General features: G+C 60.0%; 12 protein-coding genes and 1 tRNA gene. 4 read left to right on the forward strand and 9 right to left on the reverse strand.

The window, feature by feature from the left end; translation table 11 throughout:
* Nucleotides 1–30: 30 nt before the first annotated feature.
* From FD715_RS03475 to FD715_RS03490, 4 genes are read right to left on the reverse strand one after another with little or no spacing between them, the layout of a single operon-like run.
* The gene (locus FD715_RS03475; protein WP_147105319.1) at nt 31–1,239 is read right to left on the reverse strand and encodes a beta-ketoacyl synthase; all 1,209 of its coding nucleotides are present in this window, start codon (nt 1,237–1,239) and stop codon (nt 31–33) included.
* A complete protein-coding gene (locus tag FD715_RS03480) occupies nt 1,239–1,499 on the reverse strand; it encodes an acyl carrier protein (RefSeq protein ID WP_147105321.1) in 261 nt (86 codons plus the stop codon). Before FD715_RS03480 ends, FD715_RS03475 begins: the two co-directional genes overlap by 1 nt.
* A 33-nt stretch (nt 1,500–1,532) precedes the next feature.
* Nucleotides 1,533–2,624: a UDP-3-O-(3-hydroxymyristoyl)glucosamine N-acyltransferase gene (gene lpxD, locus FD715_RS03485; protein ID WP_147105324.1), complete on the reverse strand. Its 1,092-nt coding sequence runs from the start codon at nt 2,622–2,624 to the stop codon at nt 1,533–1,535.
* A 36-nt stretch (nt 2,625–2,660) separates the two neighbouring features.
* Nucleotides 2,661–4,268: a murein L,D-transpeptidase gene (locus FD715_RS03490; RefSeq protein ID WP_147105328.1), complete on the reverse strand. Its 1,608-nt coding sequence runs from the start codon at nt 4,266–4,268 to the stop codon at nt 2,661–2,663.
* 334 nt (nt 4,269–4,602) lie between these two features.
* Between FD715_RS03490 and FD715_RS03495 the strand changes: the two genes are divergently transcribed.
* The 4 genes from FD715_RS03495 (at nt 4,603) to FD715_RS03510 (ending at nt 8,060) form a co-directional block, all read left to right on the forward strand.
* Nucleotides 4,603–5,148, forward strand: a complete 546-nt coding sequence (locus tag FD715_RS03495) for a DUF882 domain-containing protein (RefSeq protein WP_189799416.1) — start codon at nt 4,603–4,605, stop codon at nt 5,146–5,148.
* 256 nt (nt 5,149–5,404) lie between these two features.
* Nucleotides 5,405–7,363, forward strand: coding sequence for a bifunctional 2',3'-cyclic-nucleotide 2'-phosphodiesterase/3'-nucleotidase (locus tag FD715_RS03500; RefSeq protein WP_147105334.1), 1,959 nt, complete (start codon nt 5,405–5,407; stop codon nt 7,361–7,363).
* A gap of 83 nt (nt 7,364–7,446) precedes the next feature.
* Nucleotides 7,447–7,523 (forward strand) — tRNA-Arg (locus tag FD715_RS03505).
* A gap of 129 nt (nt 7,524–7,652) precedes the next feature.
* Nucleotides 7,653–8,060 carry an N-acetyltransferase gene (locus tag FD715_RS03510; RefSeq protein ID WP_189799402.1) on the forward strand — a complete coding sequence of 136 codons (408 nt, stop codon included), beginning with the start codon at nt 7,653–7,655 and terminating at the stop codon, nt 8,058–8,060.
* A gap of 95 nt (nt 8,061–8,155) precedes the next feature.
* On the opposite strand, the gene FD715_RS03515 is transcribed toward FD715_RS03510, so the two are convergent.
* From FD715_RS03515 to sufC, 5 genes are read right to left on the reverse strand one after another with little or no spacing between them, the layout of a single operon-like run.
* On the reverse strand, nt 8,156–9,376 hold the full coding sequence (locus FD715_RS03515; RefSeq protein WP_147105339.1) for a cysteine desulfurase: 1,221 nt from the start codon (nt 9,374–9,376) through the stop codon (nt 8,156–8,158).
* Between the two features lies 1 nt (nt 9,377).
* Nucleotides 9,378–9,974, reverse strand: coding sequence for a YIP1 family protein (locus tag FD715_RS03520; protein WP_147105342.1), 597 nt, complete (start codon nt 9,972–9,974; stop codon nt 9,378–9,380).
* Complete coding sequence (locus FD715_RS03525) at nt 9,971–10,453, reverse strand: YIP1 family protein (RefSeq protein WP_147105345.1); 483 nt, start codon at nt 10,451–10,453, stop codon at nt 9,971–9,973. Before FD715_RS03525 ends, FD715_RS03520 begins: the two co-directional genes overlap by 4 nt.
* A 3-nt stretch (nt 10,454–10,456) precedes the next feature.
* On the reverse strand, nt 10,457–11,731 hold the full coding sequence (gene sufD, locus FD715_RS03530; RefSeq protein WP_147105348.1) for a SufD family Fe-S cluster assembly protein: 1,275 nt from the start codon (nt 11,729–11,731) through the stop codon (nt 10,457–10,459).
* Entirely contained in the window at nt 11,731–12,486 is a 756-nt protein-coding gene (sufC, locus tag FD715_RS03535) for a Fe-S cluster assembly ATPase SufC (protein ID WP_147105351.1), read from the reverse strand. Before sufC ends, sufD begins: the two co-directional genes overlap by 1 nt.
* Between the last annotated feature and the right edge of the window lie 53 nt (nt 12,487–12,539).

A 12,539-nucleotide genomic window follows, 5' to 3' on the forward strand; every position in this document is an offset into this window, starting at 1 on the left:
ACAAAAGCCGCCTTCGGGCGGCTTTTTTTGTCAGCTCTTGCGCAACGCAAGCACCGCGTTCATGCCACCGAACGCAAATGCATTCGACAGCGCAACATCGACGGTCGCCTCCCGCGCCTCGTTCGGAACCACATCCAGCGCGCATTCCGGGTCAGGCTCCTCATACCCTATGGTCGGTGCCACGACGCCATCCCGTAGGGCCATGATGCACGCCAGCAGCTCCACCGCGCCGGTCCCGCCAATCAAATGCCCATGCATCGACTTGGTGGACGAAATCATCAACTTGTCCGCATGCGGTCCGAACACATCCGCCACAGCCGCGCATTCGGTCTTGTCATTGGCCGCCGTGCCAGTGCCATGTGCATTTATATACCCGACATCATCCGCATTCACCCGCGCATCGGACAAGGCACCGGCCATCGCGCGCGCCGCCCCATTCTTTGATGGCATCACGATGTCGGCAGCATCCGACGACATGGCAAACCCGATCACCTCACACAGGATGTCGGCACCACGTGACCGGGCATGTTCATATTCTTCAAACACGAAAATGCCCGCACCTTCGCCCTGCACCATACCGTTGCGGTTGGCCGAAAACGGGCGGCACGCATCCTTGGACATTACGCGCAAGCCTTCCCACGCCTTTACGCCACCAAAGCACAGCATCGATTCCGATCCACCCGTGATCATCACCGGCGCCATGCCTGTCCGCACCATCTGAAACGCTTGCGCCATGGCGTGGTTGGAGGACGCGCACGCCGTCGCGACGGTAAAGGACGGCCCTTTGAGGTTCCATTCCATCGAGACGTGGCTGGCGGCCGCATTGTTCATCAGCTTGGGCACGACAAAAGGGTGAACCCGGTTCTTCCCTTCCTCGTATACCAGGCGGTAGTTTTGATCCCACGTGCTGACACCGCCCGCTGCGGTGCCCAGAATTACGCCCGATTTCGCGGCCTCTTCCCCGGCAAAGGTCAGCCCTGCCTGTTCAATCGCTTCCTTGGCGGCAGCGAGTGTGAACTGCGTGAACCGGTCATAAAGGCTCATCTGCTGACGGTTGTATCGCCCTTCGGCCTCAAAGCCGCGGACCTGGCCGCCGATCTTGATGGCCAGCCGGTCGACGTCCTGAAATTCCAGCGGGCCAATACCGCAGCGGCCCTCGCGCATGGCCTCCAGCGTTTCGGGCACATCGTGACCGAGGGCATTGACGGTGCCCGCTCCGGTAATGACAACGCGGTGCATCAGGTTTTCTGTTCTGCGATCAGCCGCTCAATGCCCGCAATGATCGTTTGCACATTCGAAATGTCAAAGTCACTTTCGGTCGGGGCGTTCGCGTTGAAGGGGACCTGAATGTCGAACTCTTCCTCGATGGCAAAGATGCTTTCGACGAGGCCCAGACTGTCGATGCCAAGATCTTCAAGCGTGTTGGTCAGGCCGACATCCGACGGTTCCAACACCGCCTGCTCTGCGACAATCTCAATGACCTTGTCCTTGATGCTCACGACACCTGCCCCCTTGCCTGACTTGGCGTTGATTTAGTCACTGCCATCCGACTTGAAAACAGCTTTCTTCAACTCCGCGACGTCGCGCAGGATGCGCGGCAGGCGCTTGGTGTTCTTGTACATGTCGAGATTTGTTTTCATCTCATTGGCGGGATAGCCCAGCATCACCTTGCCATCCTTGACCGAACTCATGACCTTGCAGGCCGCAGCCAGGACGACGTTGTTGCCGATGGTCAGGTTGTCCGACACGCCGACCTGCCCCGCCATGACGACGAAATTGCCAACCGTGACCGAGCCTGCCAAGCCGACCTGTCCGCAGATCAGGTTGTCCTCGCCGATGACGCAGTTGTGGCCAATATGAACCATGTTGTCGATTTTGGTGCGATGCCCGACCTGCGTGGGGCGGATCGTGCCGTTGTCGATCACGGAATTACTGCCGATCTCGACATCGTCGCCAATCACCACGGCGCCAAGGCTGGCGATCCGCGCCCAAGGTTGTCCACCTGCCTCGCCCTGCTCGCCCAGCGTTTCACGCACATTCTCGACAGCGCTTTTTTCCGGCGTGACAAAGGAAAACCCGTCTCCGCCAAGGCGGGCGCCCGGGTTGCAGATAAAGTTGGCGCCAACGCGCACGCGCGCACCGATGCTGACATGTTCCCGCAAAAAGGCGTTCGGACCGAGCACGGCGCGCCAGCCCACGAAACACAGCGGCCCGATGATCGACCCTGCGCCGATCTCGGCCTCCGGCCCAATGACAGCGCCGGCACCAACAGTCACGTCTGCGCCCAGCTTGGCGGTCGGATCAATCGACGCGCTGGGGTGAATGCCCTGTCCGAACCCGTGCCCCGGATCCGCCATCGCGGTCAGGCGCGACATCGCAAATCGGGGGCGTTTGGGCAGGATGGCGGCACGCAGACCGAGGGCTTGCCAATCAGCGCTGTCCCACAGCAGTGCTGCCCGCGCCGCACCGACCGCAAGGCTGTCCGCGTATTTCGGGTTGCTTGCCAGCGCCAGATCATCGGCACCGGCGTGTGCAGGCTCTGCCAGCCCGGTCACCACCGTTGCGGTGTCACCAACAGCCTCAGCCTCTAGCGCACGGGCAAGCTCGGCAACAGTGTAACGCATGGCAGGCCCCTTTGGCATATCGCTCAGGGCCGGGATTTACCCCTGAACAGCGCGCAGTGCCACCCCCGCATTGGCCAGCGCATTCCAAACCTTGGCATCGCGGCCATAGATGTCGCGGCGGTACTGGGTGTGCCCCTTGGGCGTGGTAAAGGCCGTACGGTAGATGATGTGCACAGGCACGGGCGCCTTGAGATCCACGCGGGTCTCGCGCCCTGTGGCCAGAACCGACTGGAAATACTCCTGCGGGTTGGCCTCCTGCTTGGCCAGCAGCGCATAGGCAAAGTCGAACGGATCGGCCAGACGAACGCACCCGTGGCTATAGGCGCGCACTTCCCGACCAAACAGGTTCTTGGCGGGCGTGTCATGCAGATAGATATTGTGCACGTTGGGGAACATGAACTTGACCAGACCCAGTGCATTGCCCTTGCTGGGCGGCTGGCGCATGGCGAAGGGGAACGTCCGTGCCGTGTACTGATTGAAATTCACCGCCGCGCGGTTCACCTTGCGCCCACGGCTGTCGGTGATCTCAATGTGACGGACGGCATTGCGGTTGCGCTTGAGCGCGGGCAGATATTCCTTGGTCACGATCGAGCGTGGGACATACCAGCTCGGGTTGATCACCATGAACTCCATCACGTCCGAAAATTCAGGTGTTGGGCGGTCATCCTTGTTGGCCCCCACGACCGACCGCGTCTCGAACGTGACCTTGCCATTGTCGACAACCTTGGCGGTGAAGTCTGGAATGTTCACGAGGATATGCCGCTTGCCGCGTTCCTGATTGACCCAACGCTCCCGCTCCATCGCGACGATGATCGAGCGCAGGCGATCCTGCACGGATTTGTTCATCTCGGTGATTGTTGCCTGCCCGGCAACACCGTCGGCTGTCATACCGTGGGCCAACTGGAACTGTTGGACAGCGGCCTGAATGTCGGCGTCGTAGACCTGAGTGTTCGTGCGTTTCAGGAATCCCATGACCATCAAACGGTTGCGCATGATTGCGACCGCATCGCCCGATTGGCCGGGCTTGAGGCTGCTAACCGGCACCTGCTGGCCCCACCCGCCATTGGCAAGCAGACGCTCCATGCGCAGTTTTTCCTTCATCAGCGCGGTGTATTCCATGGTCTTCGGCGCAAGCGCCTTGAAGAACCCCGATGGCGAGGATTTGGAGAAATTCACGAGGTATGAGGTTCGGTCGCGGTACGGTATCTGCCGTACGATGGCCCGGTCCACGCGCGACGGCACCAGCACACCGGTCTGCAAGTCTCGCGAAAACTGCAGGAAAGTGCGGCTCATTTCGACCTCGACGAGCCCGCGGTCGCGCTGTGTCTTGGCCGCCTTCATCTTGGCCTGAAGCCCAGCCGCATCATAGCGCGCTGCAGGCAGACCGTGGTTGCCCGCCTGATCCAGCGCCTTAAACAGCGCGACACGACGCTGACGCTCACGGCCCGACCGACCGGTCCAAAGGCTCTCATACCCGTTGCCTTTATAGAATGCAGCGATATCGGCGTCTCTCGCGGCGGCTTCGGCCACGGCTTGCTTGAAGGCTGTCACTTGCGCCGACACCCCCTGCGGCGCGGCCCATAAAACCGCCGTCAGCGCCAGGCCCAAAGCCACCATCCAAGATCTGAAATATGCCACCGTCATATTGCACCCATTATTATAAACTTCGCACCGGGTACGAGTATCCCAAGCGCGCACTGCGCCTGTCTATTCACATTGACGACACACCGGCAAGAAGCACATGCGTGATGCGCGTCTGCATCGCGTCGCGGCCCTTGCGCCACACAAGTCCGAATTTGCGCAAAAATCTGCCTAAATCTCTTGCGAGGTTTTTTCACGCAGATTCAGAGCTTGGTAAACGAATCGAGCTATGCAATAAAAATGTTGCATCTGGGGATGAGATGGCAAAATCCGTGTAACATCACGGACAGGCAGGCGTACGGGACGGCGCAGTGATATGAATGATACCTCTACGGGCATGACCCGCCGAGCCTTACTTGGCGCATTCGCGGCAACGGCAGTAACGGCGGCACCAACTTTCTCAAATGCAGCAGGATTTTTGCGAGGTGCGGGCGACATCCGACGCCTCCGTATGTATTCCGGTCGAACGGGCGAACGGATCGACATGATCTACTGGATCGAAGGGCATTACATCAAAGACGCGGTCAAGGAAGTGAACCATTTCATGCGTGATTGGCGGACCGATGACGTAAAGTCCATGGATCTTCGCAATGTTGACATCATGGCCGCAGCCCACAACCTGATGCAAACCGACGAACCATACATGCTGCTTTCGGGTTACCGCAGCCCGAAAACTAATGCCATGCTCCGCTCTCGCAGCCGCGGCGTGGCCAAAAACTCGCTTCACCTGAAAGGTCAAGCTGCCGATTTGCGCCTGTCCTCACGTTCCGTCAGCCAGATGGCACGCGCCGCACAGGCCTGCCGCGGCGGTGGGGTCGGCAAGTATTCCGGGTCCAACTTTGTGCATATGGACTGCGGCGTCGTTCGGTCTTGGGGCCGGTAAGACCGGCCCTCTTGATTGGTTTCAGCAAATGGGCGCTTCGGCGCCCTTTTTCGTTGGCGGCGCGCACTGGGGGATGCCGCACACCACCAACATGGAACGGTTGCTGTTCGCAACGTGCGGTTAACGGCGAAAAGGACAGCATGGTTCCCCGACCAGCAAAGAAAATGTGCAACCTTCCGCCGAACCTGACATCAAACTGTGACATCCGGCTCTTACCCGCCTAGCGTGAAACGATCTGATATCCCGGGGGACCCATATGACACACCTGATTTCGCGCCGCAAATTTCTGGCGACAACGGCCACCTTTGCGGCCATGCATCCGTTCTCGCTGCGCGCCAGCACCAACCAAGCACACCTGCGGATCATGGAAACCACTGACCTGCACGTCCACGTCTTTCCTTACGACTATTACGCTGATCGCCCCCGCGACACGGTGGGCCTGTCGCGCACCGCGTCCATCATCGAAAGCATCCGGGCGGAGGCCACCAACTCCATGCTGATCGACAATGGAGACTTCCTTCAGGGCAATCCGATGGGAGACTACATCGCCTACGAACGCGGCATGAAAGAGGGCGACTCCCACCCGATCATCACCGCGATGAACACCGTGGGCTTTGACGCGGCCACCTTGGGCAACCACGAATTCAACTACGGCCTGGACTTCCTGATGAAGTCGCTCGCGGGCGCCGACTTCCCCGTCGTCTGCGCCAATGTCTCCACCAAACAGGGTGCCGACGCGTCCGCTGACACAACCCTCCTGCCCCCCTTCGTCATCCTCGACCATACGGTTACCGATGGTGCGGGCGACATCCACCCGATAAAGGTCGGCCTCATCGGCTTTGTCCCGCCCCAGATCATGACCTGGGATCGCCGCCACCTTGAGGGCAGCGTGCAAACCCGTGATATCGTGGACACGGCCAAGACGCTCGTGCCGCTGATGAAGGAGCAAGGCGCTGACATCATCATCGCGCTCAACCACTCGGGCATCGGGGCAGCAGACCACACGGACGGCATGGAAAACGCCTCTGTCCCCCTCGCCGCTGTGGACGGAATCGACGCAATCCTGACAGGCCACCACCACCAGGTCTTCCCCTCTAACACCTACGCCGACATGCCCGCCGTTGACGTTGCTGCGGGCACGATACACGGCAAACCGGCCGCCATGGGCGGGTTCTGGGGCTCGCATCTTGGTGTCATCGACCTGATGCTTGAACGCGACGGCTCTGACTGGCGGATCACAGGCTTTGGGTCCGAAGCTCGACCCATCTCTCAACGAAATGAAGACCGCTCTGTCACTGCGCTGGTCGAAGACAATCAAGAGGTGCTCGACAGCGTTCAGGACGAACACGACGCCACCTTGGTCTATGTCCGACGCGCGGTGGGCAAGACAGACGCGCCACTGCACAGCTACTTTGCCCTCGTCGCTGACGACCCGTCAGTTCAGATCGTGTCGATAGCCCAAAGCTGGTACATCGCCCAGATGATGCAGGGCACTGAATACGAGGGGCTGCCAATCTTGTCGGCCGCCGCCCCGTTCAAGGCAGGTGGTCGCGGAGGTCCGGAGTATTTCACCGATGTGCCCAAGGGCGATGTCGCGATCAAGAACGTGTCCGACCTCTACCTATATCCCAACACCGCGCGCGCGGTTCTGGTCACGGGCGAACAGGTCAAGGACTGGCTCGAACGCTCTGCAGGTATGTTCAATCAGATCGAACCCGGCAGCACCGACGCGCCCCTCCTGAACCCCGATTTCCCGAGCTACAATTTCGACGTGATCGACGGAGTGACGTACCAGATCGACCTCAGTCAGCCGTCCAAATTTGACAGCGACGGCGCGGTCATCAACGCGGATGCCGGCCGGATCATTAACCTGAAGTACAACGGCGAACCAATTGACCCTGCGGCACAATTCATCATTGCCACCAACAACTACCGCGCGGGTGGCGGCGGCAACTTCCCGGGCGCCAACAGCGACACGGTCATCTTCGAAGGGCCCGACACCAACCGCGACGTGATCGTACGCTACATCGTTGAACAGGGCACGATCAGCCCCCGCGCCGACGCCAACTGGTCCTTTGCGCCGCTGGACGGCACAAGCGTGTTGTTCGAAACCGGACCCAAGGCCAAGGACTACATCGACGACGTCAAAGGGGTCACAATCGAACCGGCAGGCGACGGCCCCGATGGCTTTGCGCAATTCCGCATCTCGCTCTGACGGACCAAGGCGCGGAGCACCCCCCGTGCCTTACGATTTAGCAATTGCAGGGCGCGGGTGGCACCGCTATACCGCGCCTCAATGGACCGTTAGCTCAGCTGGATAGAGCGCTGCCCTCCGAAGGCAGAGGCCAGAGGTTCGAATCCTCTACGGTCCGCCATTTCCACCATCCACTTGAAGGGCGAGTGCTCAAACGCGCATGACGCTTATTCGGGATCTCAAAAGATCAGACCACGATGCCGCGCGCCTCCACCTTGCGCGGTGTTGGCGCGCGGCTTACGGGCCGCTTTTGAGCGCTCAACAGTTCGAAAACCTTCTCGCGACACTCGACGCGCCGGACCTGGGCCTTTTGGCACCGGATGGTATGGCTCTTGCAGCACTTGACCACAACCGGGGCCAAAACCCGCGCATGGTCGGCACTGTGATGGCAGCAGAACGTGGCGACACCGCTTACCTTTGGGGGATGTACGTAGCACCGGATGCCATACGACGCGGGATTGGTACGCAGCTTTTCAACGCTGTCCTCACGCGCATATCAACAAGCGACATCTCACTTGTCGTGCTGGAAAGCAGTTACGCCGCGCGGGCATTCTATGCGTCGCTCGGGTTCCGCGCGAACGGATCTCTCAGCATGGATTTTGGTTCGGGACAGGAGTTACCCGCTATCAAAATGACATGTCCTTGCTATGAGAGGTAAACGGCCCTTTGAGTAATCGGAACACCGACTGATCAGATTTGTCGCGCCAAACTGCAACACAGTCTCCAGCATGGTCTTCCCTAAAGGGGAACGGTTCAAGCGAACAGATCGTGCGCCAACTCCAGCGCGTCAACCAGCACGTCCACTTCTTCCTTGGTGTTGTACATCCCAAACGACGCGCGGCATGTCGCGTTCAACCCCATATGCTCCATCAGTGGCCCAACACAATGCTGCCCCGCACGCACCGCGACCCCCTTCTTGTCGAGGATCGTCGAGATATCGTGCGCGTGCCCGGCCCCGTCCAAAGTGAACGAAAAAATCGCGCCCTTGTCCGGCGTCGTGCCCTGCACCTGCAACCAGTTCAGACCGCCGAGTTTTTCTACAGTGTAGTCCCGGAGAGAATCCTCATGCGCCGCGATGGCGTCCATCCCCTGGCTCATCATGTAATCCAGCGCGACACCCAAGCCGATCATCTGTACGATGCCGGGCGTGCCCGCCTCGAATTTATGGGGTGGGTCGTTGTAGACAACGCCGTCCTTGCTGACTTCCTTGATCATGTCGCCGCCACCGATAAACGGACGCATCTCTGCCATCCGTTCGGCTTTACAATAGATGGCACCAGAGCCTGACGGACCATAGAGTTTGTGACCCGTGATGGCGTAGAAGTCGGCGCCCAGATCCTGCACGTCCACCGGCATATGCACCGCCGCCTGAGAGCCATCGACCATCACCGGAACGCCCTTGGCATGGGCACCTTCGCAGATCGTCTTGATGTCCACCTTGGTGCCCAACACGTTGGACATATGGGTAACGGCAACCAGCTTGGTCTTGGGGCCGACAGCGTCAATGACCTTTTGCGGGTCAAGCGCGCCAGTGCTGTCCACATCGACCCATTTCAGCACCACACCCTGTCGTTCGCGCAGATAGTGCCAGGGCACGATGTTGGCGTGATGTTCCATGACCGACAGGACAATCTCGTCGCCCGCCTCCATCCGCGGCATGGCCCAGGCATAGGCGACCATGTTGATACCCTCGGTCGTGCCCGAGTTCATCACGATCTCATCTTCGGAGGCTGCGTTCAGAAACCGGGCGAGCTTGCCGCGGACCGCCTCGTAATTCTCAGTCGCGAGATTAGAAAGGTAGTGCAAACCCCTGTGAACATTCGAATATTCTTCGGAATATGACTTGGAAATCGCATCAATCACCACTTGCGGCTTCTGCGCCGACGCGCCGTTGTCGAGATAGACCAGCGGCTTCCCGTTCACCTCTCGCGACAGGATCGGAAAGTCCCCGCGGATGGCGTTCACATCATACATCTCACAATCCTCCTGCCGTCACGCCGGTCAGCGTCACAAGCATCATCAATCCAATAAACAGGCCTGCCAGCACCACAAGCAAAAGGCCGAAAGCCCGAAAGAGCGAGTCGAAGCGTAGGGCTGCGCTGATGAAGTGCAACAGCAGCCAGAAGGCTACAATTGCCACACCCAACGCAACCAACCCGGCGATGGCCGGAACCACCATGCTCAGCACCAGAACCAGAAGCTGCGCAGCGGCGCGCAGTGCCTGAAGCCAGGTAAGAAGCGCCAGCATGTCAGTAAATTCGCCCTGCCCGCCCAAAGCCCGACCGGCCCAGACCAGACCGTGTACCATTACCAGCAGCCCGCCAGCGATGATCGCAAACAGCGCGATGGGCCGTTCGAGCAACCCAAGAATGGGCATGGCCGCGCGCGCGGCGGCGTCCACCTGCCCATCGAACAGCACAACCGGCGCCGAGGCCAGTACGGCGTTCACCGCAGCCACCGCAAACAAGGCCGTATAAAGCGTCGCCCGATCCAACTGCCATCCGATGATCTGGGCTGCCACCTGCTTGGGGTCGCGCAGCGTATCGACGGCGAGGTCTGACACAGCACTCATTCCGAACGCTCCTGAGCGATGGATCCACCGATCCAGAACCACATGAAAACGAGAAACCAGATGAGGCCCACAGCCTGCTTTTCCATGCCCGGCCCTATAAAGCCGGACACAAGACCATGAAGCAGGATCAGCGGCGACGATGCCAGCAGAGCCCAGAACAGCGCCAACCGTGCACCGTAAGCCGTGCCCGTGCCGCCAAAGACGCGCCCGACGACACGCGCTAAAAGTGCGATCGCATAGAACAAGAGCGGCGCGATGAAGATCAGCGCCATAAGTGACGCGCCCATCAGCATGTTCAGGTCTTCGCCCGTCAGATGTGCCTCGCGCGCCAGACGCGGCAGTTGCGCGATAAAGATTAGCACGCAAGACGCCATGAGGTAGGCCAGCGCGCGGTCCTCCCGCTCGCCCAGCGAAAGGAGTTGCCGCACGACACGACCAGGCCCCCGATAGGTGGCGCCGATGTTCCGTGTGATCGCCATGGCCTAGCCTCGGTGCCGCTCCAGCCAGCCTTGCAGGCGTTCAACAAGCGCATCGCGCAGGGTCTCGTTTTCGATCTCTTCCACCGCTTCAGCGAGGAAGGCGAGCGTCAACAAGTCGGTCGCCACATTGGCAGGCACGCCGCGCGAGCGCAGGTAGAACAGCGCCTCTTCGTCGATGGCACCCGAGGTCGAGCCGTGCGAACAGGCCACATCATCGGCATAGATCTCAAGCTCGGGCTTGGCGAGGAACTGGCTGTCATCGTCCAGCAGAAGCGACTGGCTGATCTGGTAGCCGTCTGTTTTCTGAGCACCTTCCTTGACCAAGATCTTACCCTGGAACACGCCGACAGCGCCGTTGCGCAGCACCTTCTTGAACACCTGCCGGCTTTCGCAGCGCAGCGCATCATGGGTGACAAATACGGTGTCGTCGTGGTGGAAATCACCGTCGCCCACGCAGGCTCCAGCCACATGCGCCACCGCATCGTCACCGGTCAACTCAACCACGCATTCGTTGCGGGTCAGGCGCCCGTTCACGGTCAGCGTGAAGGTTTTGAACACCGATTCAGTGCCAAGGCGCGCAAAGATATGCGTCGCGGCCCGGCGTTCATGATCGCGTCCCTGCGCGCGCACGTGGTGGAAGTTGGCGGTGTCGGCCACGTCCACTTCCATGCACTTGTTGAACCGCGCCGCCGCGGGGCCGGTTTCAAGCAAAGTGAGTTCGGCGCCGGGGTCCAGTTTAACCACATGGTGCAGAATGGCATCCGACGTTTCATTCTCGTGCAAGTAAATGAAGTTGATCGGCTTCTCCGCCTTGCCCGTTACGTGGATCAAAACCCCGTCTGTAGCATAGGCCGTGTTCAGCGCAGCCAACGGGCGTGGCACGTAGTGACCGTTCGCCTCAAGCGCACCGTAAAGGTCGGAGGCCCAGTGGATGTCTGCGCTGTCAGCCAAGCGGTCGATGCGCACACCCGAAAGCGTCAGATCGTCAGATTGTTTGGGATCGAACACACCGTCGACAAACACGATCTTGAGCCGATCCATCTCACCGAACAGAGGGCCCTCTTCATTATGAAAAAGGGCCGCCTGAGGTGCGTCCGCTTGCACCAACGTGTCCGGGCGCGTGAACTTCCAGTATTCGTCGCGACGACCCGGCAAGCCCATTTCACGCACGCGGGCCAAAGCAGCCTTGCGTGCGGCATCCGCCCAACCGTTTTCGGGCATGGACAGCGTCGCCAACCGGTCCTCGGTCGGGTTTGGTTTGGTTGCAGCTTCGCCCATTACGCCACCTCGGCCAGAATGTCGGCGTAGCCGTTGTTCTCGACCTCAAGTGCCAGTTCCGGCCCGCCGGTTTTGACGATCTTGCCATCCGCCATGATGTGCACGACGTCGGGTTTGATGTGATCCAGCAGACGCTGGTAGTGGGTAATCACAAGGAACCCGCGCCCTTCATTGCGCAGGGCGTTCACACCTTCGGCAACCAGCTTCATCGCATCAACGTCAAGGCCGGAGTCGGTTTCGTCCAAGATGCACATCTTGGGTTCCAGCATCGCCATCTGCAGGATCTCGTTGCGCTTTTTCTCACCGCCCGAGAAGCCTACGTTCACCGGTCGCTTCAGCATGTCGGCGTCAATTTTCAGTGCCTTGGCCCGCTCGCGGATGATCTTGAGGAAGTCGGCCGCGCTCAGTTCCTCTTCCCCGCGCGCCTTGCGTTGCGCGTTCACGGCGGTGCGTAGGAAGGTCATGTTGCCCACACCAGGGATTTCAACCGGGTATTGGAAGGCGAGGAACAGGCCCGCTGCGGCACGCTCTTCAGGCTCCATGTCGAGCAGATCTTCTCCATCCAGCGTCGCTTCGCCGCCGGTCACTTCGTACCCGTCGCGGCCGGACAGCACATAGCTGAGTGTGGACTTGCCCGATCCGTTGGGTCCCATGATCGCATGCACCTTGCCCGCCTCGACGGTCAGGTCAACGCCCTTTAGGATCTGCTTGTCTTCTTCTTCCAGTTGCACGTGCAAGTTTTTGATATTCAACATGATACGTTCCTCGTCCTGCGCGATACCGCGCGTTATTTCAATTTGATGGCTCT

The organism is Tateyamaria sp. syn59, assembly GCF_007995245.1.
GTDB lineage: Bacteria > Pseudomonadota > Alphaproteobacteria > Rhodobacterales > Rhodobacteraceae > Tateyamaria.

Bases quoted from the DNA above. Each gene is read 5' to 3' on its own strand.
- FD715_RS03475 (WP_147105319.1), bottom strand. From the start codon at position 1,239: ATGCACCGCGTTGTCATTACCGGAGCGGGCACCGTCAATGCCCTCGGT.
- lpxD (WP_147105324.1), bottom strand. From the start codon at position 2,624: ATGCGTTACACTGTTGCCGAGCTTGCCCGTGCGCTAGAGGCTGAGGCT.
- FD715_RS03490 (WP_147105328.1), bottom strand. From the start codon at position 4,268: ATGACGGTGGCATATTTCAGATCTTGGATGGTGGCTTTGGGCCTGGCG.
- FD715_RS03495 (WP_189799416.1), top strand. From the start codon at position 4,603: ATGACCCGCCGAGCCTTACTTGGCGCATTCGCGGCAACGGCAGTAACG.
- FD715_RS03500 (WP_147105334.1), top strand. From the start codon at position 5,405: ATGACACACCTGATTTCGCGCCGCAAATTTCTGGCGACAACGGCCACC.
- FD715_RS03515 (WP_147105339.1), bottom strand. From the start codon at position 9,376: ATGTATGATGTGAACGCCATCCGCGGGGACTTTCCGATCCTGTCGCGA.
- FD715_RS03520 (WP_147105342.1), bottom strand. From the start codon at position 9,974: ATGAGTGCTGTGTCAGACCTCGCCGTCGATACGCTGCGCGACCCCAAG.
- FD715_RS03525 (WP_147105345.1), bottom strand. From the start codon at position 10,453: ATGGCGATCACACGGAACATCGGCGCCACCTATCGGGGGCCTGGTCGT.
- sufD (WP_147105348.1), bottom strand. From the start codon at position 11,731: ATGGGCGAAGCTGCAACCAAACCAAACCCGACCGAGGACCGGTTGGCG.
- sufC (WP_147105351.1), bottom strand. From the start codon at position 12,486: ATGTTGAATATCAAAAACTTGCACGTGCAACTGGAAGAAGAAGACAAG.